The organism is Aliidongia sp. (assembly GCF_035943795.1).
GTDB lineage: Bacteria > Pseudomonadota > Alphaproteobacteria > ATCC43930 > CGMCC-115725 > Aliidongia.
Map to the genome: position 1 here is coordinate 18,466 of NZ_DASZBY010000048.1, position 20,810 is coordinate 39,275.

26 protein-coding genes are annotated in these 20,810 nt (G+C 68.3%); 12 read left to right on the top strand and 14 right to left on the bottom strand.

The window, feature by feature from the left end:
* Positions 1-82 precede the first annotated feature (82 nt).
* The gene (locus VGV37_RS08020) at positions 83-661 is read left to right on the top strand and encodes an ankyrin repeat domain-containing protein (RefSeq protein WP_326879127.1); all 579 of its coding nucleotides are present in this window, start codon (positions 83-85) and stop codon (positions 659-661) included.
* 13 nt (positions 662-674) lie between these two features.
* Here VGV37_RS08020 and VGV37_RS08025 read toward each other — a convergent pair whose 3' ends face one another.
* From VGV37_RS08025 to VGV37_RS08040, 4 genes are all read right to left on the bottom strand, one after another.
* A complete protein-coding gene (locus VGV37_RS08025) occupies positions 675-1,418 on the bottom strand; it encodes a substrate-binding periplasmic protein (RefSeq protein ID WP_326879128.1) in 744 nt (247 codons plus the stop codon).
* Positions 1,419-1,515: 97 nt separating this feature from the next.
* Positions 1,516-3,204, bottom strand: a complete 1,689-nt coding sequence (locus VGV37_RS08030; RefSeq protein WP_326879129.1) for a glycosyltransferase family 39 protein — start codon at positions 3,202-3,204, stop codon at positions 1,516-1,518.
* 170 nt (positions 3,205-3,374) lie between these two features.
* Positions 3,375-3,974, bottom strand: a complete 600-nt coding sequence (locus VGV37_RS08035) for a dihydrofolate reductase family protein (RefSeq protein ID WP_326879130.1) — start codon at positions 3,972-3,974, stop codon at positions 3,375-3,377.
* 57 nt (positions 3,975-4,031) lie between these two features.
* Positions 4,032-4,826, bottom strand: a complete 795-nt coding sequence (locus VGV37_RS08040) for a sirohydrochlorin chelatase (RefSeq protein ID WP_326879131.1) — start codon at positions 4,824-4,826, stop codon at positions 4,032-4,034.
* Between the two features lie 38 nt (positions 4,827-4,864).
* Here VGV37_RS08040 and cbiB point away from each other — a divergent pair, with 38 nt between their 5' ends.
* Positions 4,865-5,875 (top strand): adenosylcobinamide-phosphate synthase CbiB, encoded by a 1,011-nt coding sequence (cbiB, locus tag VGV37_RS08045; RefSeq protein ID WP_326879132.1) that lies wholly within the window; start codon positions 4,865-4,867, stop codon positions 5,873-5,875.
* Here cbiB and VGV37_RS08050 read toward each other — a convergent pair whose 3' ends face one another.
* From VGV37_RS08050 to cobU, 4 genes are all read right to left on the bottom strand, one after another.
* Positions 5,876-6,499 (bottom strand): glutathione S-transferase family protein, encoded by a 624-nt coding sequence (locus VGV37_RS08050; protein WP_326879133.1) that lies wholly within the window; start codon positions 6,497-6,499, stop codon positions 5,876-5,878.
* Between the two features lie 90 nt (positions 6,500-6,589).
* Positions 6,590-8,041, bottom strand: coding sequence for a cobyric acid synthase (locus VGV37_RS08055; RefSeq protein ID WP_326879169.1), 1,452 nt, complete (start codon positions 8,039-8,041; stop codon positions 6,590-6,592).
* Positions 8,042-8,084: 43 nt separating this feature from the next.
* Entirely contained in the window at positions 8,085-8,771 is a 687-nt protein-coding gene (locus VGV37_RS08060; RefSeq protein ID WP_326879134.1) for a lipid-binding SYLF domain-containing protein, read from the bottom strand.
* A gap of 101 nt (positions 8,772-8,872) precedes the next feature.
* Complete coding sequence (cobU, locus tag VGV37_RS08065) at positions 8,873-9,415, bottom strand: bifunctional adenosylcobinamide kinase/adenosylcobinamide-phosphate guanylyltransferase (RefSeq protein ID WP_326879135.1); 543 nt, start codon at positions 9,413-9,415, stop codon at positions 8,873-8,875.
* 139 nt (positions 9,416-9,554) lie between these two features.
* On the opposite strand from cobU, the gene VGV37_RS08070 reads away from it, so the two are divergent.
* Positions 9,555-9,989, top strand: coding sequence for an SRPBCC family protein (locus tag VGV37_RS08070; RefSeq protein ID WP_326879136.1), 435 nt, complete (start codon positions 9,555-9,557; stop codon positions 9,987-9,989).
* On the opposite strand, the gene VGV37_RS08075 is transcribed toward VGV37_RS08070, so the two are convergent.
* Positions 9,976-10,536, bottom strand: coding sequence for a TetR/AcrR family transcriptional regulator (locus tag VGV37_RS08075; RefSeq protein ID WP_326879137.1), 561 nt, complete (start codon positions 10,534-10,536; stop codon positions 9,976-9,978). The genes VGV37_RS08070 and VGV37_RS08075 overlap by 14 nt on opposite strands.
* Before the next feature lie 121 nt (positions 10,537-10,657).
* On the opposite strand from VGV37_RS08075, the gene VGV37_RS08080 reads away from it, so the two are divergent.
* The 4 genes from VGV37_RS08080 (at position 10,658) to VGV37_RS08095 (ending at position 12,150) form a co-directional block, all read left to right on the top strand.
* Entirely contained in the window at positions 10,658-10,909 is a 252-nt protein-coding gene (locus tag VGV37_RS08080) for a type II toxin-antitoxin system RelE/ParE family toxin (RefSeq protein WP_326879138.1), read from the top strand.
* Positions 10,906-11,286 carry a helix-turn-helix transcriptional regulator gene (locus tag VGV37_RS08085; protein ID WP_326879139.1) on the top strand — a complete coding sequence of 127 codons (381 nt, stop codon included), beginning with the start codon at positions 10,906-10,908 and terminating at the stop codon, positions 11,284-11,286. The genes VGV37_RS08080 and VGV37_RS08085 overlap by 4 nt, the downstream gene beginning before the upstream one ends.
* Before the next feature lie 78 nt (positions 11,287-11,364).
* A complete protein-coding gene (locus tag VGV37_RS08090) occupies positions 11,365-11,541 on the top strand; it encodes a hypothetical protein (RefSeq protein WP_326879140.1) in 177 nt (58 codons plus the stop codon).
* Between the two features lie 234 nt (positions 11,542-11,775).
* Positions 11,776-12,150, top strand: a complete 375-nt coding sequence (locus tag VGV37_RS08095; protein WP_326879141.1) for a hypothetical protein — start codon at positions 11,776-11,778, stop codon at positions 12,148-12,150.
* A gap of 84 nt (positions 12,151-12,234) precedes the next feature.
* Here VGV37_RS08095 and VGV37_RS08100 read toward each other — a convergent pair whose 3' ends face one another.
* The 4 genes from VGV37_RS08100 to cobS are packed head-to-tail and all read right to left on the bottom strand — an operon-like array spanning position 12,235 to position 14,718.
* Complete coding sequence (locus VGV37_RS08100) at positions 12,235-12,564, bottom strand: DHCW motif cupin fold protein (RefSeq protein ID WP_326879142.1); 330 nt, start codon at positions 12,562-12,564, stop codon at positions 12,235-12,237.
* 10 nt (positions 12,565-12,574) lie between these two features.
* Positions 12,575-13,216, bottom strand: coding sequence for a 5,6-dimethylbenzimidazole synthase (bluB, locus tag VGV37_RS08105; RefSeq protein ID WP_326879143.1), 642 nt, complete (start codon positions 13,214-13,216; stop codon positions 12,575-12,577).
* A gap of 4 nt (positions 13,217-13,220) precedes the next feature.
* The gene (locus tag VGV37_RS08110) at positions 13,221-13,901 is read right to left on the bottom strand and encodes a histidine phosphatase family protein (RefSeq protein WP_326879144.1); all 681 of its coding nucleotides are present in this window, start codon (positions 13,899-13,901) and stop codon (positions 13,221-13,223) included.
* A 22-nt stretch (positions 13,902-13,923) separates the two neighbouring features.
* Positions 13,924-14,718, bottom strand: a complete 795-nt coding sequence (gene cobS, locus VGV37_RS08115; RefSeq protein WP_326879145.1) for an adenosylcobinamide-GDP ribazoletransferase — start codon at positions 14,716-14,718, stop codon at positions 13,924-13,926.
* A 98-nt stretch (positions 14,719-14,816) separates the two neighbouring features.
* Here cobS and cobT point away from each other — a divergent pair, with 98 nt between their 5' ends.
* The 5 genes from cobT to VGV37_RS08140 all read left to right on the top strand — a co-directional run bounded on the left by cobT (position 14,817) and on the right by VGV37_RS08140 (position 19,880).
* Positions 14,817-15,848, top strand: coding sequence for a nicotinate-nucleotide--dimethylbenzimidazole phosphoribosyltransferase (cobT, locus tag VGV37_RS08120; RefSeq protein ID WP_326879146.1), 1,032 nt, complete (start codon positions 14,817-14,819; stop codon positions 15,846-15,848).
* 2 nt (positions 15,849-15,850) lie between these two features.
* Positions 15,851-16,276, top strand: a complete 426-nt coding sequence (locus tag VGV37_RS08125) for a DUF2141 domain-containing protein (protein ID WP_326879147.1) — start codon at positions 15,851-15,853, stop codon at positions 16,274-16,276.
* 77 nt (positions 16,277-16,353) lie between these two features.
* Positions 16,354-17,679 (top strand): ActS/PrrB/RegB family redox-sensitive histidine kinase, encoded by a 1,326-nt coding sequence (locus VGV37_RS08130; protein WP_326879148.1) that lies wholly within the window; start codon positions 16,354-16,356, stop codon positions 17,677-17,679.
* A 63-nt stretch (positions 17,680-17,742) separates the two neighbouring features.
* Positions 17,743-18,351, top strand: a complete 609-nt coding sequence (locus VGV37_RS08135) for an ActR/PrrA/RegA family redox response regulator transcription factor (protein WP_326879149.1) — start codon at positions 17,743-17,745, stop codon at positions 18,349-18,351.
* 284 nt (positions 18,352-18,635) lie between these two features.
* Positions 18,636-19,880 carry a sulfotransferase domain-containing protein gene (locus tag VGV37_RS08140; protein WP_326879150.1) on the top strand — a complete coding sequence of 415 codons (1,245 nt, stop codon included), beginning with the start codon at positions 18,636-18,638 and terminating at the stop codon, positions 19,878-19,880.
* A 72-nt stretch (positions 19,881-19,952) separates the two neighbouring features.
* Here the strand turns inward: VGV37_RS08140 and otnI are convergent, their stop codons facing one another.
* The gene (otnI, locus tag VGV37_RS08145) at positions 19,953-20,729 is read right to left on the bottom strand and encodes a 2-oxo-tetronate isomerase (RefSeq protein ID WP_326879151.1); all 777 of its coding nucleotides are present in this window, start codon (positions 20,727-20,729) and stop codon (positions 19,953-19,955) included.
* Positions 20,730-20,810 lie beyond the last annotated feature (81 nt).

Consider the following 20,810-nt stretch of genomic DNA (forward strand, 5'->3'; position numbering starts at 1 on the left):
CAGCGGCCGACCGCTGGTCAAGCGGGGGATGGCCCCGTAGGCTGTCGCGCGGCGAATTCCCGTTTCCCTGGAGCCCGTTTTTATGTCGCAACGCCCTCTATCGCGCCTGGCCCTGTCGGCGAGCGTCCTTCTTGCCCTGGCCGCCGGACCGGCCCGCGCGGACTTCGGGCTGGACCTGACCGGCGGCTATCTGAACGTCACCAAGGCCGTCCAGGCCGGCGACCTGGAAAGCCTGCGCCAGCAGGTCGTGCGCGGCGACGAGTTGAACCATCAGGACGACATGGATCGCACGGCCCTCACCTGGGCCGCGATCGCCGAAAACGAGGCCATGGTGAAGCTGCTGGTGCAGGGCGGTGCCCGCACCACGATCCGCGACCGGGACAATCGGGTGCCGCTGCACTGGGCGGTGCAGAAGGACGCGCCGGAAGTGGTGAAGGCGCTGCTCGACGGCGGCGCTGCGATCGACGTGACGGACCAGCGCGGCACCACGCCGCTGATGATGGCCGCGGCGAACGGCAACGTCAGTGTCGTGCGCCTGCTGATCAGCCGCCACGCCAAGATCGACCTGCGCGACTATACCGGCCGCTCCGCGCTCGATTTCGCGACCGATCGCCGCCAGGCCCAGGTCGTCCAGGCCTTGAAGCAGGCCGGCGCGTCCTGACCGAGACGCCGGTCTAATATCCCAGTTCGGCCTCCAGCGCCTTCACCGTGCCGTCGGCATGGAGCGAGGCGAGCGCCCGATTGAACGCGTCGAGCTTGACTTGATAGCCGGCGCGCGCGAGCGGCATGCCCAGGTATTGGACCTGCTCTTCGATCGGCGGATCGACCCATTCCATCTCGCCCGCGAATTTGGCGAGGCTGCCGCCCAGCAGATAGGCCGCGACGCCCCGGTCGATCAGCACCATGTCGACCCGGTGGGCATCGAGCTTGCGCAGGTTTTCCTCGTCATCGAGCGCACTCTGGGTCTGCAGGCCCGCGGCCTCGAACGCCGGCGGATTGACGTAGCCGCGCCCGACGCCGATCGAGTAGGGCGCGAGATCGGCGAGCGTTCGAAAGACGATCCGGTCGGCCTTCAGCTTGTAGAGGCCGATCTGGTTCGTCGGCAGCGGTCCGGAGAAGGCGAGCCACTTCTCGCGCTCGGCGTTGCGCCAGACGAAGACGACCCCGTCATATTGCCCGTCCCTCGCCTCGTCGAGCGCACGCGCCCACGGGCGGAAGGTCACGGTCGGCTCGTAGCCGGCGCGCCGGAACGCGCGGGTGACGATGTCGACGGTGATACCGCCGTTCGGCAGGGCCGCCCCCATATAGGGCGGATATTCGGTCGACACGAGTTGCACGGATTCGGCCGCCTGCACCGGCGAGGCCGTGAGGGCGACGATCACCGCCAGAAGGGGCAATAGGCGGAAGCGGGAACACATCCGAGGGGGCGCCTCCTCGCGCATTGGGAGCCGTCACCCTCGCGAGGCAGGCCTTACGCTTCGCTTAACGCTGGGTCGCCGCGGCAATTTTCCGTGGTCAGGGAGCCGCAGGCGCCAGCCGATACAGCCGCAGCGTCATCCAGCGGCCGTTGGAATAATCGAAGCCGCGGACCGCGCCGAACGGACGGCCGGTCCGGCCGGATGCCTTGAGCGCGGCGGCAAAATCCGGCTCCTGCCGGTCGGCCACGAGCGCCAGCTTGGCTTGGCCGTCAATGAGAGCCGCCGCCGCCTGGGCCGGCGCCAGCAGTTTCGTATCGGTGCCGAGCAGGAAGACCAGGCTGGGCTCGGTATAGCCGGTCGACACGACCCGCTCGTCCGGCAGGCGCTCGGTCGCGACCAGATAGGCGGCCGAGCGGCTGAGCCAGATCGCGTTGACGTCGGGCAGCACCAGGGCGAAGGCCGTTGCCATGACCAGGAGACCGGCGATCATCGCGACGCCGGCGTTGGCCAGGCTGGCCCGCGCCCGCTCCCGGCCCAGGAAATGCCAAGCCGCCGCCAGCACGGCCGCGGCGCCGATGCCGGAACCGAACGAAGCGCGATGGCCAAGCAGCAGCGGCATCGCGACCAGGCCGCCGGCGAGCGCCAAGCCGACCAGCGCCCACAGCGCGGCCGGCAGCCAACTGGCCCAGCGGCGCACCGCCATGCCTTCTTCGGCGGCGGCGATCAGCCCTTTGGCGGCGAGCAACGCCAGAGCCGGGTAGAGCGGCACGACATAATGCGGCAGCTTGGTCGGCACCGCTTCGAGCAGGATCCAGGACGGGATGGTCCAGGCCAGGAGGAAGCGCGCGGCCGGCAGGCGGCGGTTGCGCCATGCCCAGACCGCCCCGAAGCCCAGGAACAGGGTCCCGGGCCAGAAAGTCACCGGCAGCAGCGCCAGGTAATAGCCGGGCGGCGCGCCATGGGCCTCCTGCGCGCCGGCGACCTTGCCCAGCAGGTCGTGGCCGACCGCCTCGTTCAGGAACTGGCCCTGGGTCGCGATTTCGATGGCGACCAGCCAGGGCAAAACGATCACCAGCATCAGCGGCACGCCCCACAGCGGGCGCAGCGCCTTGAGCCAGGCGCCCCGCCGATCGGCGATGACCAGTGCCAGCACGGTCAGCAGCGAAAACGCCGGCACGACCGGCCCCTTGATCAGGATCGCCAGCGCCTGGGCGATCCAGAACAGGGCCGCAAGCCCCGGCCCGAACCGGTCGCCCCGCCGCGGCATGAGATAGGCCGAGGCGAGCGCGCCCTGGGCCGCAACCGCCGTCGCCAGCAGCACCGCATCCGTGGTCGCGACATGGGCCTCGAACACAAGGTCGAGGCAGCCGGCGAGCAGGCCGGCACCGACCAGGGCGGTGCGCCGGTCGAAGATCTGCTGACCGAACAGGAAGGTCAGCAGCACCGCGCCGATGGCCCCCAGCATCGAGACCAGCCGATAGGGCCAGACCGCGGTCGAACTTGCCTTGCTGAGTGCGCCGACGGCGGCCGCCTGCAGCCAATAGACGCCGGCCGGCTTTTTGTTGCGGGCCTCGTCCTGGTAGCGGATGCGCAGGAAATCGCCGGTCTCCAGCATCTGCCGCGTCGCCTGGATGTAGCGGGCCTCGTCCCGGTCGACCGGCGGCAGGCTGGCGAGCCCCGGCAGGTAGAGTGCCAGGGACAAGAGAAGCAGCAGAAGCCAGGGACGCCGCCCCTCGGCCAGATGATCGAGCTGGGCGCCGAGCCCGTAGGAATCATGTGATCTCACGGGGTGCAGGCTTACGCGCAAGCGCGGGTCGAAGGCAAGGCGGCTTCGGATCGAAACCCGATCGGGGTCGCGGCCGGACGGGGAGGCAGAACGAACCCGCTTCGCGGACGAGCGCCCAAATCGGACGCTCGTCCCAGGACCGGCACTGACCCGCAGCCGGGAACGCGCGTTCAGGCAGGTCGATAGATCTGTGCGATGGAGCCTTTCGGAAAAGCCGTCGAGCTGACCAGGGTCAGGCGCCGGGGGTGGGACAGCTCGGTAAAGATCGGAACGCCCTGGCCCAGCGCGACCGGATGGATCACCAGGTCGAACTGGTCGACCAGGCCATGGACGATGAGGCTGCGAGCGAAAGACGCGCCGCCGTGGGCGTACATCGGCTTGCCGTCCTGTGCCTTCAACCTGGCGACCTCGGCGACCAGATCGCCGCTCGCCACATAGGCCTGCGCCCAGCTTTCAGCGCAGAGTTGAAGGGCGTCGGGCTTGTCCTGAACCACGCGGGCCGCTTCGAGGATCGCCGGTCCGCGTCTGGAAAAGACAGCCTTGGGAATCTGGTTCATCGGGGCGGCGTACTCGTCGGTCGCGGTCGGCCAATAGCCGGCCATACTCTGGAACGTGCGGCTGCCCATGACATGCAGGCTGGCGTTCCACGCCCTCTCAACGCCCCAGGCCTTCGCGACGGGGTCCGGATGGATCATCCACGAGTGGTCGTCATCCATAGTGCCCACGAACCCGTCGAGGGACATGAACATCTTCAAGATCAGCTCTCTCACGACACTCTCCTTTGGCGCTTCGAACCAAGGACGTTTCGAGACGACCGATCCCGACAGCTATCGCGCGAGTTCTTTTGCCCGGTCGGCCAAGGTCGCCAGCACGCGCGGATGGGGGCCGAGCGCCGCTGCCTCGAGCAGCACGGCCCGATCGCCGACCGCCGCGCGCGCCTGGGTCCGGGCCAGGCCCAGCAGGCTGCCCTCGGTCAGGAACCAGGGCAGCAGCAAGATGCGGCGGTGGCCCTGGTCCAGCATCGTCTCGATCGCCTGCGCGACGGTGGGCGTGGCAACCGAGGCGTAGCAGGCGATCGCGGCAAGGCCATGGATCCGGCCCAGTTCATCGCAGAGGCCGCACAAGCCGGCGTTGGTGTCCGGGTCGCTGCTGCCGGCGCCCACCAGGACCAGCGCCATCCCCTCCCCGTCATTCCCGCGCCCGCGGGACTCCAGGGCAACGTCCGGGTCCCTCGGATCCTGGATCCCCGCCTGCGCAGGAATGAGGGCCGAGAGCCGGTCGCCCAGCGCTTCGACCAGCCTGGGATCGGCGCCCAATTCGCGCCCCAGGACGACCTCGACGCCATGCCGCGCGCTGGCAGCAGCCAACTCACGCGGCAGGTCCTCGCGCATGTGGCGCGCGGCGAACAGGAACCCCGGCACCGCCAGGATACGGCCGACGCCGTCCCTGACCAGGCCGCCGATCGCCGTGTCGAGGTCGGGCTCGGCCAATTCCATGAAGCCGTGGGCGAACGGTCGCCCGGGCAACAGCGGCGCCAGGCCTCGGGCGATCCGGGCGAAGCCCGCGACGCTGACCGGATCGCGGCTGCCGTGGCCGCACAGCAGGAAGCCGTCCGACGTCATTGACCCGGCGGCCCGCTGGTCGTCATGCTCCGCCCGCGATGCCTCATTCCGGACTGCTCCTGTTCCTGCCCGGCCAGACGGTCGACCGCCTGGTCATCCTCATGCTGGCGCTCGGCCTCGATTGGCTGATCGGCGACGTCCCGGCCGTATTCAGCTATGTGCCGCATCCGGTCGTGCTGATCGGCAGAGCCATAGCCCTATTCGACCGGCGCCTCAATCGCGAGCAACGCAGCGCACGGGCACGGCGCATCCGCGGCGTCGTCACGCTGATCGCCCTGGTCGCCATGGCGGCGTTGGTCGGTGTGGCGCTGAGCTTCGTCGCCGTGCGGATGGCGCCCTGGGGCGGTGCGCTCGAACTGCTGGTCGTGGCCATCCTGGTCGCCCAGCGCAGCCTGTATGATCATGTCGCCCGGGTCATGCGGGCGCTGGACCAGGACGGGCTGATCGCCGGACGGGTCGCGGTCAGCCATATCGTCGGGCGCGATCCGGCGAGCCTCGATGCCCATGGCGTGGCCCGCGCCGGCATCGAATCCCTGGCCGAGAATTTCTCCGACGGGGTGGTGGCGCCGGTCCTGTTCTACCTGCTGGCCGGCCTGCCCGGCCTGATCGTCTACAAGACCGTGAATACGCTCGACAGCATGATCGGCCATAAGACGCCGCGACACCTCGCCTTCGGCTGGGCATCCGCCCGGTTCGACGACCTGCTGAACCTGATCCCCGCCCGGTTCGCCGGCGTGCTGGTCGGCACCGCCGCCCTGTTCGTGCCGCACGGCGCGCCGATCAAGGCGTTGCGCACCATGCTGCGCGATGCCGGCAAGCACCGCTCGCCCAATGCCGGCTGGCCCGAGGCCGCGATGGCCGGCGCGCTCGATCTGGCGCTCGCCGGCCCCCGCCGCTACGGCGACATTACCGTTACCGATCCCTGGATGGGCGACGGCCGCGCACGCGCCACGGTGGCGGACATGCGCGCGGCCCTGCGCGTGTTCCAGGCCGCCTGCCTGATCCAGGTACTGGTGCTGGGCGTGGCCGCCCTGGCGCTGGCGGCCTGATCAGGCCGCCTGGCCGGCCGCCAGTTCCGCGTCGAGCGCCTTCACCTTGACGACGGCCGGCCGGGCGTTGATCCGGCCGATATAGGCCATGATCTCCGGCAGGTCGGGCACCAGCTTGAACGCCGTCATCCAGGTCAGCGCCCCGCCCCACAGCACGTCGACGGCCGTGAACCGCTCGCCCAGCATGTAAGGGCCGATCGCCAGCTGGTCGACCAGGGTCTTCAGCATCGTGTCGAAATCGCCATAAGGGCACATCTGCGGCGGTGCCGGCTCGCGTTTCAACGACTTGTCGACGACCGCCGGCTCGAAGCAGGATCCGTAATAGACCATCCAGCGCAGGTAGGAGCCGCGCAGCGGATCGCCCAGTCCCGGCGCCAGACCGGCATCCGGAAACAGGTCGGCCAGGTAGAGGTATATCGCGACCTGTTCGGTGACGAGGGAGCCGCCGTGAACGATCGCCGGCACCTTGCCCATCGGGTTGATCGCCAGGTAACCCGGCTCGCGCTGCTCGCCCGCCTTCATGTTGAGCACTTTGAGCTCGTAGGGCGCGCCCAATTCCTCGAGCAGCACGCGTGTGCCGCCGGACCTGGTGTTGGGCGAATGGTAAAAAACGATGCCGCTCATGCCGAGGTTTCCCCTGATGTTGTTTTGTCGTCCGGGCATAGAGTAGCCCGCAGTTCCTGACAGCAGCGTGTCAGGTATGGTCTTTCCTGGTCACCGCGCCCGGGCGATCGCCAGCAGGCGGTCGAGATCGATAACCGTTTCCAGATGATCGGCCAAGCGGTCGAGCGTGCGATCGACCATCGCCTCGAAGCCCAGCGCCGCATCGGCGGAGGCGCCCAGGCCTTCCAGGAACTTCGCCCGCCAGCCGTCGGCCGTGAACAGGCCGTGCAGGTAGCAGCCGGCGACGCGGCCGTCGGCTGAAACGGCGCCCTCGTTTCGGCCATCGAGCACCAGGAACGGCCGGGCGCGGTCGCTTCCTTCGCTGTCGCCCATGTGGATCTCGTAGCCGTGGATCTGCTCGCCGGACAAGCCGTCCCGCGCATCGACCCGCGCCAGGCGCTTGTCGGCGCCCAGCACGGTCGCGATGTCCAGCAGGCCGAGGCCGATGCTCTCGCCCGGCTCGCCTTCCACCCCGTCGGGATCGGCCACGGTGCGGCCCAGTATCTGATAGCCGCCGCACAGGCCGAGCACCCGGCCGCCGGCGCGGGTATGGGCCAGCAAGTCGATGTCCCAGCCCTGGGCGCGCAGGGCCGCCAGATCGGCCCGGGTCGCCTTGGATCCCGGCAGCAGCACCAGATCCGCGTCGCGCGGCAGCGGCCGGCCCGGTGCCACGAACTCGACCGAGACGCCGGGTTCGGCCGACAGCGGATCCAGGTCGTCGAAATTCGAGATGTTCGGCAGGCGCGGCACGACGATGCGGTAGGTGCCGCCGCCGCGCTGGCCCAGCGAACGGTCGAGCGCCACCGCGTCCTCGGCCGGCAACCGGGCGGCCTCGCCCCAGAACGGCACGATGCCCAGGCAATCGAGCCCGGTGCGCGCCTTCAGGATCTCGACCGCCGAGCCGAACAGGCTGACGTCGCCGCGGAATTTATTGATGAGATAGCCCTTGAGCCGCGCGCGTTCCGCCGGCTCGAGCAGAGCCTGGGTGCCCACGATCGAGGCGATGACGCCGCCGCGGTCGATGTCGCCGATCAGCACGACCGGCACGTCGGCCGCCTCGGCGAAGCCCATGTTCGCGATGTCGCCGGCGCGGAGATTGACCTCGGCCGGGCTGCCGGCCCCTTCGATCAGCACGAGATCGGCATCGGCCGACAGGCGCTCGAAACTTTCGAGCACGAAGGGCAGCAGCTCGGGCTTCAGCGCCTGGTAGCGCCGCGCCTCGGCATCGCGCCAGACGCGCCCCTGGACGATGATCTGCGCGCCGGTCTCGGAATGGGGTTTGAGCAACACCGGGTTCATGTCGACCCGGGGTTCGACCCGGCAGGCGCGGGCCTGCAGCGCCTGGGCCCGGCCGATCTCGCCGCCGTCGGCCGTCACGGCGGCATTGTTCGACATGTTCTGCGGCTTGAACGGTAAAACGCGAAGGCCGCGCCTGATGAAGGCGCGGCCCAGGCCGGCAACGAGGAGCGACTTGCCGACGTCGGACCCGGTACCCTGGAACATCAGGGCCGGCGTCCGGCGCGGCAGGGTCGCGTCTGGCGGTGGATCAGCTTTGGTTGGCAAGCGTCGTCCGCAGGCCATCGGCGCCGGCATTCTTGACGGCACGCTTGTTGACGATGCTGGCCGGCGAGATGGCATGGCCATAATAGGCCTGGTTCCAGCTATCGCGCGGCTTGATAATCGAGCCGTTGAGCGTCAGGCCGGCGTAGGCGCCCGACGACGACGACCAGACGACCAGGTCGGCGTTGAGTGCGCTGGTCGTCGACGCTTCGGCGGTCGAACCCAGGGTCACGACGGCGAGCCCGGCCTGGGCGCCGATCTTGAACTGATCACGCATGAAGGCCTGCAAGCCCTTTTCGGTGAGCGCGAACACGATCAGTTCGGCTTCTTCGCCACCGATCTGCAGGCCGAACGAGGCCGAGGCCAGCGTGTAGAATGCCGGGTAGCTCCAATCGTGGTTCGCACCACGGGTCAGCAACACGCCCGTGCCGCCCTCACCGCCCAGGAAGAAGCCGCCCTTGATCAGTGACGGGACGATCATCACGCCGCGGGCGCGGCGCAGCAGCTCGGCACCATTGCCGAACTCCTTGTCCTTGTGCAGATCATCGAGCGTGATGCGGGCATGCTCGACCAGATCCTGCTGATCGCTTGCCGCCAGCGCGGACGAAGCCGTCGCCGTCATAAAGCCAAGCGCAGCAACGGCGCAGAAAGCGCGCTTCCAGACATTCAACATCGCAACGTTCCTCTCGATAGGTTCTTCATACCGCCCTTGGCGGCTGGTGTCTCGTGCTTGCTAACGCGGAATTTTCGAATCAGTTGCACAGGCCATGAAGATCACTTGACAAGAGGTTTTCCGGGCGATTTCAGCACCATCGGCAGACCGGCCACGACGAAGACGACCTGATCGGCGACGGTCGCGACCGCTTGATGCAACCGGCCCGCGTGGTCGCGAAATGCGCGCGCCAGGGCATTGTCGGGCACGATGCCCTGGCCGACCTCGTTGGAAACCAGCACCACCGGCCCCGCGATCTCGGGGAGGCAGGCCGCGAGCGTCGCCGTCTCGGCTGCGATGTCGCACCCGGCATGCATCAGGTTGGACAGCCACAGGGTCAGGCAATCGACCAGCACCGGCCGGTCGGGTGCCGCCACACGCCGCAGCGTGCCCGCCAGGTCGAGCGGTTCCTCGATCGTCTGCCAGCCGGCCCCGCGCGACGCCCGGTGATGGGCGATGCGCGCCGCCATCTCGCCGTCGCCGGCCTCGGCGGTCGCCAGGTAGATCGCCGGCCCGCCGGCCGCACGGATCAGGCCCTCGGCATAAGCACTTTTGCCGGAGCGCGCGCCGCCCAGGACCAGGGTGGTTCGGTGCAGGGAAGTCATGCCCCCTCCCCTAGCATACCGCACCCTCCGCTGCATGCGTCGTCACCGGCCTCGCCAGAGTTCGACCGCAAGAAGCGGGGCGCAGCGCCACCCGGCCCGCCGTAGCCTCCATTTTCGTTGCATCCTAGGAGACCGCAAGATGGCCAGATCGACTTACAGCCTCGTCCTGCCTCATGCCGCCGGCACGGTTTGGTCCGTCATCCGCCCGTTCGACCATTACGCCTGGGCCGGCGTGCCGGGCGAGACCGTCATCGAGGACGGCAAGCTCGGCGACCAGATCGGTGCGATCCGCCGCGTCGTCACCGGTGACCGTACGATCCGGCAGGTTCTGCTCGCCCATTCCGACCTCGACCGGTCTTATACCTATGCCGTTTGCGAACCGTCGCCGCTGGCGGTGCGCAACTACCAGGCCACGATCCGGGTCCTGTCTGTGGCAGAGACCGACGAGGCCTTCGTCGACTGGTCGGCGACGTTCGACTGCGACCAGGATGAACGGGATCATTGGACGCGCTATTTCGCCGAGGAAGGCTTCGCGAAATGGCTGGGCGCGCTGCGCCGCTTCATGGCGTCCTAGACATCGAGCGCTGCACCAGAAGCCGGCAGAGCAGATCGGCATCGGCGCGGCGTTCGCCCGCCGAGCGCCCCGAGGCGATGATGAAACCGCCGATGACTACCTGGTAGGCGATGTGCGTCCGCGCAGCGGCTTCCGCCGCGGCGAAGCCGAGGGCCCTGAACAGCGCGTCCAGGTACGCGCGCCGACGGTCGTCGACCCGTGACTGAAGCTCTGCCACCGCGGCATCGCCGACGGCCCAGTTCCGGACTGCGTTTTCGAGCCGGCCGTCGGCCCCGGCGGTGATGCGGAACAGGTTGGCCAGACGCGCCGCCGCATCGCCGCCGAGCGTGTCGACCGCGACGATGATCGCGTCGGTCGCCCGTCGCTCCCATTCCTCCAGCACGGCCGCCAGCAGGGCCGGGCGATCGGCGAAATGCCAATAGAAGCTGCCCTTGGTGACGCCCAGCCGCTTCGCCAGCGGCTCCACCCGCACGGCCGCGACCCCATCGCGGGCAAGCGCACCCAGCGCCGCCGTCAGCCAGTCCTGCGCGGTCAGACGATCTTCCATAGATCTACGTCCGCTTTCGTCAATGGACTGTCAATATCCGCTCTTAAAGGTCGCGCGTCACATTCGCTATCAGCGAACATTTATTATTGACACGAATTTCGCTATCAGCGAATATCTGCTCATGGAACTGGTCTTCACCCCCGCCGCTCTCAAGAGCCTCCGCCCGATGTCGAAGCACGACGCTGAGGCGTTGCTCGGCAAGCTGAAGCAGTTCGCCGCTTCGCCTTTCACCAGCCACTCGTTCGCCAAGGCCCTGACCGGGGGCGGCACGCGGGTGCGGCATGGCGACTGGCGCGCGGTCTGCGTGGTCGACGGCAAGACGGTGACGGTCACCGTGGTGAAGATTGGCAATCGAAAAGAGGTGTACAAATGAGCAAAACCGTCACCCTGAGCCGGGCCGACTATGAGGCTCTGCTTGATCGCGTCGAGGACGCCGAGGACATGGCGGCAGTGGCGCTCCACCGAGCCCGCGAGGAGCTGCTTGGCCCTGAGGCGGCACGCGCCAATGCCCTGCCCGTCGAGCTGGTCGAGCGCATGATGGCGGGCGAAAGCCCGATCCGGGTGTGGCGTCTGCACCGGGGCATGAACCAGGGTGCGCTCGCTGCTGCTGCCGAGGTTTCGGTCACCTACCTGAGCGAGATCGAGGGCGGCAAGAAACCCGGCTCCATCGACGCCATGGCGAAGCTCGCCCGGGCGCTGAAGGTCACGATCGAGGATCTGCTGCCGTGGGAAGCCGCGGCGGCTGATTGAAGGCCAGGAATGGGATGGCGCATCGCGGTTGTGGCATGATCGGCCGATGGGCGGTACACCCTTGACGAGCACTTTTCGATGACCGGCGAAGCCCCTGCGACCAGGCCGAGCCCGACGTCGATCCGCAGAATCGCGGTGGCGGCCATAATGACGATTCCTGCGATCTTCCTCGCGATGGCGGAATATGCCTGGCGGCAGGGCACCATGCATCCTGTCATGCTGATCTGCCACTCCCTGTTCCAGTGTAGACCTTGATCGCAGGCCTTTTCGCCGGCATCGCTGCCATCTGGGCGGCGCTTTCGTTCCATCTTCCTTAGGCCGAACCTGAGCCCGTGCAGCAGGTGCAGTTCCTCGTCGCACGCGATGCAAACCTCGGCGACGCTGGGACGAATGGATTGGTGCGTGAAAGTTCGACCATACGGTAGCGTATTGACTTACTCAAGCCATGGGTCGAAAATGCACCATACGTATCCGTATGGAGACGAGATCATGGAAATCGCGCTGCTGGTATCGGCCGGCCTGACCGTTCTGCTGGGGATCGTCCATTCCGGATTGGGCGAGGCACGCATCATCGGTCCGTTGCTGGCGCCCGAAAGCCGGACCGGCCTGCTGGCGAAAAGCGCGTTCGCGCGCGGCATTCTGCGCTTCGCCTGGCATCTGACCAGCATCGCCTGGTGGGGCATGGCCGCCATCCTCGCGGCCTGCGCGCTGGCGGTTCCGGCGTTGCCGGCGGCGCTCACGGCGATTTCCGCGACGCTCGCCGTGTCGGGCCTGATCGTGCTCGCCATGAGCCGCGGGCGTCACCTGGCCTGGCCGGTATTCCTGGCGGCGGCCGGCCTGGCGGCCCTGCCGATCCTGGCTTGAGCTCTCGTCGACCGCAGGCCGGCACCGCCCCGTCGCTGCCGACGCAGCGCGATCCCCGATGAACAACCGCTATCGCTTCGGCATCTAGTCGACGATGAACAGCTTGGCGCCGACGGCAGTCGCGGACCGATGCGGCTCGGCCGCGTCGGCGACCTGATAGGATTGGCCGGGCGTCAGTGTGAAGCGCCGTCCGTCGGCCAATTCGGTCTCCAACTCGCCCTCGAGCACCAGCAGGATATGGCCCTTGCTGCACCAATGGTCGGCCAGGTAGCCCGGCGAATACTCCACCATGCGCACACGGATCGGCCCGAACTGGCGAGTACGCCACAGCGCCACGCCGGTTTCGCCCGGATGCTCAGTCGGCGACACCCCCGACCAGTCGGTCGTGCCGAACGGGATCTCGTCGATTTTCATGGCTCATGCCTCATCGTTCGAAAATGAAGCGCTGCACCTCGCGGCGGCGCTCCCAGGCGGCGCGTTCCAGCGCCGGCACGTCGTCTTCCTGCTCCGGGTAGCCCAGGCAGAAATAACCGACGAACCGCCAGTCGGACGGGACTTCCAAGGCCGCCGTCACCTCGGCCGGGTCGAGGATCGAGACCCAGCCCAGACCCAGCCCCTCGGCCCGGGCCGCGAGCCAGACGGTGAAGACCGCGGCCACCGTCGAATAATCCGCCATCTCGGGCATGGTGTGCCGGCCGAGGCCGTGCCCCTGTTCCGTCGAGCGATCGGTGAAGACGGCGAACTGCTCCGGCGCCTGGTCGAAGCCTGCGAGCTTCAGCGTGGCATAGGCCTTCGCCCGCTCGCCGTCCTGGGCGGCGAGTGCCGCGGCGTTGCAGCGCTCGAAATTCGCCCTGACGGCGGTACGACGCGCGGGATCGGCGACCCGGACGAAGCGCCAGGGCTGGGACAGGCCGACCGACGGTGCCAGGCAGGCGAGCGAGACCAGGCGCTCGAACGTGCCCACCGGCACCGGCGTCGAACGGAACGCCCGCACGTCTCGGCGCCAGGCGATCAGGTCGGCCAGGCGCGCCCGGAAGCTCTCGTCGAAGATCGGCTTGTCGGTCACCCGTTCAACGCGGCGGCTGGTTGGTGAAATTGACCCGCCATTCGTTGCCCCGACCCCCGGCATCGCTCGGGAAATGATCGAGCCGCGTGACCGAGACATTGTCAACGGCGAAGGCGAGCGCCGCCTCGGGAGCGAGGTCGAGCGCCAGCGCGATGGCGGCGCGGATAGTGCCGCCATGGGCGACGGCGATGATGTCGCGGCCGACGAAACGCTCGTTCAGCCGGCGGATCGTCGGCGCGACCCGGGCCATCAGATCGACGAAGCTCTCGCCGCCCGGCGGCCGCTCGACTGCGGGCGCCAGCCAGAAACGGTGATAGGCGTCGGCCTGTTCCTCGGCCAGACTGACGTAGGTCCGGCCCTGCCAATCGCCGAAATGCTGCTCAGCCAAGTCGGCCTCGACCGTCACGTCGAGGCCGGGAAAGGCCGACGGCCCCGGCAGGCCGGCGGCGACGATCGCGGCGGCGGTCTCGTGGGTGCGCCGCAGGGTGCTGGTGACCCAGGCGGCCTCGCGCGGCAGGATCTGGGTCAGGCGCCGATAGGCCGCCGGATCCTCGGTGTTGCAGGGATGATCGGTTTGGCCATAGCAGCGCCCATCATTGACCACGACCGGCGCGTGGCGCACCCACCACCAGCGCGTCGTCCGGTTCGTGGAGCGGACGCTGTCCGGGCTGGCGGCATTGCTCATGACGAGTTCCTCGGGCAACGGTTCAGAACGGGATCGGAAATTGGGCGACGGCGACGAGCAGCAGGGTGATTTCGCCGACTTGCTGGGCCGCACCCAGCACATCCCCGGTGTAGCCGCCGAGTTGGCGGCGGGCAAGGGCGCCGACCGCAACCATGCCCAGCGCCGCTGCGACGAAACCGACCAGTCCCAGCCGATCGCCCAGGCCCCAGAACACCGCCGCCGTGCCCAGCACCAGGGCCGCGATCGACGAGAGCGAGGACGGTACGCCGACCGAGGCCGCGAGACCGCCCGGCCGGACCGGCGGCAGCGCGCGCATCAGCAGCGGCAACAGTGCGCGCGATCCGGCATGGGCCGCGACCAGCGCGCCCAGCAGGTGCAGGCGGGTGTCCTGCACCAGGGCGCCCAGCGCCGCCGTTCGCAGGCCGACACCGACGACCAGCGCCAGCACGCCATAGGAGCCGATCCGGCTGTCCTTCATGATCTCCAGCTTCTGCTCGCGCGTCCGGCCGCCGCCCAACCCGTCGGCGGTATCGGCGAGGCCGTCCTCGTGCAGCGCGCCGGTCATGGCCATGGTCCCCGCCAGCGCCAACAGGGCGGAGGCAAGCGGCGGCAGGCCCAGGGCATCGGCCGCGATCGCGGCGGCGGCGCCCGCCAGTGCCACCAGGGCGCCGGCAATCGGAAAGCTCCAGGCCGCCCGCGCTACGGCGTCGCCCGGCAGCGCACCCTGCAGCCGGATCGGCAGGCGCGTCAGGAAAACGAGGCCCAGGGCCAGTTGTTCCACCGGTCCGAACCGAGGCGCGCTGGATGGATTCGACATGGCTCCCTCGTTCGGGTCGGCATTGGACAAGCATGGACGGCGGCGACGGCGCCATGATAAGGCCGGATCGCCCTTCATGATTAGCACGAGTGACACCGATGGCGACCAGCGCGAAGCCCGCCGCGACCTTGAACGAGATCCGTGCCCTGCTGCGCGAGCTGCCCGGACCCGATCTCGAATCCGGCACGGCGGCCATCCTGCGCGAACGGACCTTGACCAAACCCGCGGGCGCACTGGGCCGGCTCGAGGAGCTGACCCAATGGCTGTCCACCTGGCAGACCAAGCACCCGCCGGTGATCAACCACCCGCGCACCGCCGTGTTCGCCGGCAACCATGGCGTGGCCGCGCGCGGCGTGTCGGCCTATCCGGCCGCCGTCACGGCGCAGATGGTCGGGAATTTCATCGCCGGCGGGGCCGCGGTCAACCAGCTGTGCGCCGCGGTCGACGGCGACCTGCGCGTCTATGAAATGGCGCTCGACCAGCCGACCCAGGACTTCACCCAGGGCCCCGCGATGTCCGAAGAGGCGACGGCGCGGGCCATTGCCTACGGCATGATGGCGGTGGAGCCGGGCGTGGACCTGCTGGCGCTGGGCGAGATGGGCATCGGCAATTCGACCGTCGCGGCAGCGCTTTGCCTCGGCCTGTTCGGTGGCGAGGCGCAGGATTGGGTCGGCCCCGGCACCGGCGTCGAGGGCGAGGCGCTGGCCCGCAAGGTCGCCGCGGTCGCGGACGGCGTGGCCGCCAACAAGGCCGCGATGACCGACCCGTTCGAGGTGTTGCGGACCGTCGGCGGCAACGAACTGGCAGCGATCGTCGGCGCGATCATCGCGGCCCGGCTGGCCCGCGTCCCGGTCGTGCTCGACGGCTTTGCCTGCACCGCCGCCGCCGCCGTGCTGTTCGCGGCCGACCGCCGGGCGCTCGACCATTGCGTCGTCGGCCATCGCTCGCCCGAACCCGGCCATTCCCGCCTGCTGAAGCTGCTGGGCAAGGAGCCGATCCTGGACCTGGGCATGCGGCTGGGCGAAGGCTCGGGCGCCACGCTCGCGATCCAGGTGCTGAAGGCGGCGATCGCCTGCCACACCGGCATGGCGACGTTCGACGCGGCCAAGGTCAGCGGCAGGTCGGCCTGATCTTGGGCCGGCTGGCACTGTTCCTCGGTCTTCTGGTGCTGGCGACCGGCAAAGGTGCCGGCGCGGCCGAAGTCACGATCACGGTCGACCAGATCCACAGCGCCGATGGCAAGGTCTATGTTACCTTGTGGGGCAGCCGGGAAACCTGGCTCGACGACCAGAAATCGCTGCAGAACATCGGCGTGGCGGCGGCGGGGCAGATCAACGTGACGCTGCATGATGTCACGCCCGGCCGCTATGCCATCGCGACCTTCCACGACGAGAACGACAATGGCGAAATGGACTTCAATTTCATCGGCTATCCGGAGGAAGGCTACGCCTTCTCCAACGACATCAGGCCGTTCCTGACGGCGCCGAGCTTCGAATCCTGCGCGTTCGACGTCGGCATTGATGACGCCGCACTGACGATCCATATGGTCTATCCGTAACGCCGGGGTTTGGCACCGGAAACGAGCCTGGAGGTGCCATTGTTCAGTCTTCGCCCGATGGCACCCATGGCCGGCGGATGACCGTCCAGACGATCGCCGAAATGGATGCCGACGAGGCGCCGGCCCGAACCGAGCGGGGCCGCGTCAGCCTGCGCACGCTGATCTGGATCCGCTGGATCGCGGTCGCTGGCCAGGCGGTCACCCTGCTGGTCGTCCATTTGGCGCTGGGTTTCACCCTGCCGCTGGAAATCGCCCTCGGCGTCGTCGCGACCTCAGCCGTGATCAATCTCGCCAACCAGCTGCAGCGCACCGGATCGCTGCGGCTGGGCGACCGCGATGCCATGATGTACCTGGCCTACGACGTGGTGCAGCTGGGCGCCCTGCTCTATCTGACCGGCGGCCTGCAGAACCCGTTTTCGCTGCTGGTGCTGGCCCCGGTCACGGTGGGCGCCACCATCCTGTCCCGGCGCAGCGTCATGATCCTGTCGATGCTGACGGTCGGCGTCGCCACCATTCTCGCGATCTGGCACCTGCCGCTGCCGTGGGACGAGGACCAGCTCGAATTCCCCCTGCTCTACGTGCTTGCGGTCTGGCTGGCCCTCACGCTCTCGACTCTGTTCATCGCCGCCTATACCTGGAGCGTGACCGAGGAAGGCCGGCGGATCAGCGACGCCTATGCCGCGACCCAGCTGGCGCTGGCCCGGGAGCAGCGCATCTCCGCGGTGGGTGCGCTCGCCGCCGCTGCCGCCCACGAGCTGGGCAGCCCGCTCGGCACGATCGCGGTCATCGCCAAGGAGTTGGCGCGCGACTTGCCGGCCGATGGGCCGCTGGCCGAGGACGCACGGCTGCTACTGAGCGAGACGGCAAGATGTCGCACCATCCTCCAGGAACTGGCCCAAAAGCGCGAGGCCGATGGGGGCACACCCTACGACCGCCTGCCGCTGTCGGCCCTGGTCGAGGCGGCCGGCGAACCCTACCGGGTTCCGTATTCGTCACTTACCCAAAAAGTCGAGGGAAACCCTGAGGATCAACCCCTCGTCGCACGTAGTCCCGAGATCATGCACGGGCTGGGCAATCTGGTGCAGAATGCGGTCCAGTTCGCCATCGCCGAGGTCGTGGTCCGGACCCAGTGGGACCTGCATTGGGTGACCGTGACGGTCAGCGACGATGGCCCTGGATTTCCGACTCAGGTCTTGTCTCGGCTGGGAGAACCCTATTTATCGGGACGGGACGAAGATGCCGAGCACATGGGGCTCGGGATCTTCATCGCCGAAACGCTGCTCCGGCGGACCGGCGCCAAGCTGCATTTCGCCAACGGCGCCGAAGGCGGTGCCGTGGTGCGGGTGCGCTGGCCCCGCCGGGCCCTGGTGACCGTCGCCGGCCTGGCCGTGCCGGTCGCCTGAGCGGACTTGTTGGGCCGGGGGTCCGTGCCGGACCCTCGAAGAGCTTGAGGAATTCGTTCGACCATGATCGACGCTCACATCCAGACGCCCGATGCTCCGCCGCCGGCGGACCTCGATCTCGTAGCGCTCGACGGCCTGCCCGATGCCGAGCGCAGCCTGCTGATCGTCGATGACGACACGCCGCTCTGCCAGCGGCTGGCCCGCGCCATGGAGCGCCGCGGCTTTCTGGTCTCGACGGCCGAAAGCATCAAGGAAGGCATGGCCAAGGCCGAGGAGAACCCGCCGGCCTTCGCGGTGGTCGACCTGCGGTTGGGCGACGGCAACGGGCTCGACGTCGTCGGCGCCATTCGCAAGGTCCGGCCCGCCGCCCGCATCGTGATGCTGACCGGATACGGCAATATCGCGACGGCGGTCGCCGCCGTGAAGGCGGGCGCCATCGACTATCTGTCGAAGCCGGCGGATGCCGATGCGGTCGAGCGGGCGCTGCTGACGCGCGGATCCTCCCTGCCGCCGCCGCCGGAGAACCCGATGTCGGCCGATCGGGTGCGCTGGGAGCATATCCAGCGGGTGTTCGAGCAGTGCGACCGCAACGTGTCCGAAACCGCCCGGCGGCTGAAGATGCATCGCCGGACCCTGCAACGCATCCTGTCGAAGCACGCTCCGCGAGCCTGACTTCGCCCCATCGCCAGGACGGGGTGCGCGCTTTCGTCGCAGTGTCGGCCGCTTCATTGTTCACGAAAGCGTAGGCAAAGCGCGAACCGCTGAAATCCGCGGAAGTCTGCGGAATGACCTCCGGCGTCCCGGCTTCTTCACATTGCAATCGGGGCGAGCGCAACAAACCGTTACAAAAACCCTGCACAGGCGTGGGGATGAAATCGGCTCGTCGGCATTACTCCTATACGAAGCCCGGATTTCGGCCCGCGGGGAGGCCGTCCGGTTCGATCGAGGGGAAGCCAATGCCGGAACATCCGTCGTCGCCCGCAAAGGCTCGCGACGTTCCTCTGCTGATCGGCCTCGGCCCGATCCGGTCGGGAACGACTTGGGTGCACGAGCTGCTGTTCGGTCATAGCCAGGTCGCGACGACGCGGATGAAGGAAGTGAATTTCTTCAACAGCCATTTCGACGACGGGATGGGCTGGTACGAGGAACAGTTTCGTCCGACGACGCCTGCGACCCGGCTGCGCGCGGACATCTCGCCGTTCTATATGATGGATCCCGCGGTCTGCGACCGCATCGCCCGGTCGGTCGCCAACCCGATCCTGATGATCAATCTGCGCAGCCCGTACGAGCGCGTGCTGTCCTGGTACCAGAAGTATCGGCAGGAGGAACATGCGATCGGCGCGCTGGCGAGCGATCCCAAGGTCCATGCCGAAGCGCTCGAGATCGGCCTCACCGCCAACATGCTGCAACATTATGTCGAGCGGTTCGGCCGAGACCGGGTGATCCTGGTCGACTATGCCGATCTGCGGGCCGACCCGATCGGACTGGCCGAGCGGTTGCAGCGGCGCCTGAGCCTCGACATCGAGACGCCGCCCAGCGTCACGCGCGAGGTCAATGCGTCGGTCAATTATCGCAGCGCGCATCTGCGCCGCCTCGCCCATCTCGGCGGCCCGATCGTGCGCAAGCTGTCGCCCGACCTGTTCTATGCGATGAAATTCGGTCCACTCCACGACGTCGTCTTCGCCAGGAAGCGCATCACCGGCCCGTCAGCCGAACAGAAGCTGACGGCGCTCGGCGGCCTGCGCGCGACCTTCGAGGACGACATCAGCCGGCTGGAAGATGCGCTGGGCCGGGATCTCGGCGACTGGCGCTACGAGAAGCAGGTCGCCGGCCTGGAGCCGGCGCAGGCTCCCGTCGCCGCGGCCGACAGGCCCATCGAGATCGCGCCCGTCAGGGCACCGGCGGCGCGGCCCGACTGGACCGCTTTTCCGGCACGACTGGCACTCGAAGCGCGGGCGCTCTGGTCGCTGTCCTGGGATCCCAAGGTTCCTTATCGCGCCCGGATCGCGTCGATCGCCGCCGCCAGCTACCTGCTGACGCCGTTCGACGTCATTCCGAACCGCATCCCGATCTTCGGCCATCTGGACGAGGCCGCCGCGATCCCGCTGGCGGTGGCGCTGTTCCTTTGGCTGTCCCCGAGCAAGCTCGTGGACCGCCACCGCAAGCTCGTGCGGCAGCCGAGGAACAGCATGGCCGCGTGAGACGGGAATGACGGTGGGGATGAACCGATCACCACCGCCCTCTCCCAAAATCTGCGGAGAGAACCTGAGCGGTCACAGCCAGCGCTTCAGCCACCCCAGGCCGTCGGCGGTTTCGCCCTTCGGCCGGTATTCGCAGCCGATCCAGCCGTCGTAACCGGTCTGGTCGATCACGTCGAACAGGTACGGGTAGTTGATCTCGCCAACGTCCGGCTCGTGCCGCTCGGGCACGCCGGCGATCTGGATGTGGCCGGTGACGTCCGCATGGGCGCGGATCTGGGTCGCGAGGTCGCCGACCATGATCTGGCAGTGGTAGACGTCGAATTGCAGCGCCAGATTGGTGGCGCCGACCTCCTCGATGATCTCTCGCCCCTCGCTTGGACGATTGAGGAAATAGCCCGGGATGTCCCGGGTATTGATCGGCTCGATCAGGATCGTGACGCCGGCCGCCGCCGCACGGTCGGCCGCATGGCGCAGGTTGGCAACGTAGGTCCGCCGGGCCGCGGCGCGATCGGCCGTCACCGGCAGGATGCCGGCCATCGCATGAAGCTTCGGGCAGCGCAGCACCTGGGCATAGGCGATCGCCTGATCGACGGCGCGGGCGAAATCGGCTTCGCGCCCCGGCAGGGCCGCCAGGCCGCGCTCGGCCTTGGCCCAGTCGCCCGGGGGCAGATTGAACAGCGCCTGCTCCAATCCGGCCCGCTCCATCCGGCGCGCCAGTTCCTCGGCCGGATACTCGTAAGGGAACAGATATTCGACCGCCTTGAACCCGGCATCGGCAGCCGCGGCGAAACGGTCGAGAAAGTCATATTCGACGAACATCATCGAGAGGTTCGCGGCAAAACGCGGCATCTGGCGGAGTCCTTGAAGGCGGGGCCTGTGACCGCTTAGGATCGGCACAGTCCCGGGTTTCGGCAACCCTATCGAAAGGTG

Excerpts from the sequence above, each read along its gene's own strand:
- VGV37_RS08020 (WP_326879127.1), top strand. The coding sequence starts at position 83 with ATGTCGCAACGCCCTCTATCGCGCCTGGCCCTGTCGGCGAGCGTCCTT.
- VGV37_RS08025 (WP_326879128.1), bottom strand. The coding sequence starts at position 1,418 with ATGTGTTCCCGCTTCCGCCTATTGCCCCTTCTGGCGGTGATCGTCGCC.
- VGV37_RS08040 (WP_326879131.1), bottom strand. The coding sequence starts at position 4,826 with ATGACGTCGGACGGCTTCCTGCTGTGCGGCCACGGCAGCCGCGATCCG.
- cbiB (WP_326879132.1), top strand. The coding sequence starts at position 4,865 with ATGCCTCATTCCGGACTGCTCCTGTTCCTGCCCGGCCAGACGGTCGAC.
- VGV37_RS08050 (WP_326879133.1), bottom strand. The coding sequence starts at position 6,499 with ATGAGCGGCATCGTTTTTTACCATTCGCCCAACACCAGGTCCGGCGGC.
- VGV37_RS08055 (WP_326879169.1), bottom strand. The coding sequence starts at position 8,041 with ATGTTCCAGGGTACCGGGTCCGACGTCGGCAAGTCGCTCCTCGTTGCC.
- VGV37_RS08060 (WP_326879134.1), bottom strand. The coding sequence starts at position 8,771 with ATGTTGAATGTCTGGAAGCGCGCTTTCTGCGCCGTTGCTGCGCTTGGC.
- cobU (WP_326879135.1), bottom strand. The coding sequence starts at position 9,415 with ATGACTTCCCTGCACCGAACCACCCTGGTCCTGGGCGGCGCGCGCTCC.
- VGV37_RS08070 (WP_326879136.1), top strand. The coding sequence starts at position 9,555 with ATGGCCAGATCGACTTACAGCCTCGTCCTGCCTCATGCCGCCGGCACG.
- VGV37_RS08075 (WP_326879137.1), bottom strand. The coding sequence starts at position 10,536 with ATGGAAGATCGTCTGACCGCGCAGGACTGGCTGACGGCGGCGCTGGGT.
- VGV37_RS08080 (WP_326879138.1), top strand. The coding sequence starts at position 10,658 with ATGGAACTGGTCTTCACCCCCGCCGCTCTCAAGAGCCTCCGCCCGATG.
- VGV37_RS08085 (WP_326879139.1), top strand. The coding sequence starts at position 10,906 with ATGAGCAAAACCGTCACCCTGAGCCGGGCCGACTATGAGGCTCTGCTT.
- VGV37_RS08090 (WP_326879140.1), top strand. The coding sequence starts at position 11,365 with ATGACCGGCGAAGCCCCTGCGACCAGGCCGAGCCCGACGTCGATCCGC.
- VGV37_RS08095 (WP_326879141.1), top strand. The coding sequence starts at position 11,776 with ATGGAAATCGCGCTGCTGGTATCGGCCGGCCTGACCGTTCTGCTGGGG.
- VGV37_RS08100 (WP_326879142.1), bottom strand. The coding sequence starts at position 12,564 with ATGAAAATCGACGAGATCCCGTTCGGCACGACCGACTGGTCGGGGGTG.
- VGV37_RS08110 (WP_326879144.1), bottom strand. The coding sequence starts at position 13,901 with ATGAGCAATGCCGCCAGCCCGGACAGCGTCCGCTCCACGAACCGGACG.
- cobS (WP_326879145.1), bottom strand. The coding sequence starts at position 14,718 with ATGTCGAATCCATCCAGCGCGCCTCGGTTCGGACCGGTGGAACAACTG.
- cobT (WP_326879146.1), top strand. The coding sequence starts at position 14,817 with ATGGCGACCAGCGCGAAGCCCGCCGCGACCTTGAACGAGATCCGTGCC.
- VGV37_RS08130 (WP_326879148.1), top strand. The coding sequence starts at position 16,354 with ATGACCGTCCAGACGATCGCCGAAATGGATGCCGACGAGGCGCCGGCC.
- VGV37_RS08135 (WP_326879149.1), top strand. The coding sequence starts at position 17,743 with ATGATCGACGCTCACATCCAGACGCCCGATGCTCCGCCGCCGGCGGAC.
- VGV37_RS08140 (WP_326879150.1), top strand. The coding sequence starts at position 18,636 with ATGCCGGAACATCCGTCGTCGCCCGCAAAGGCTCGCGACGTTCCTCTG.
- otnI (WP_326879151.1), bottom strand. The coding sequence starts at position 20,729 with ATGCCGCGTTTTGCCGCGAACCTCTCGATGATGTTCGTCGAATATGAC.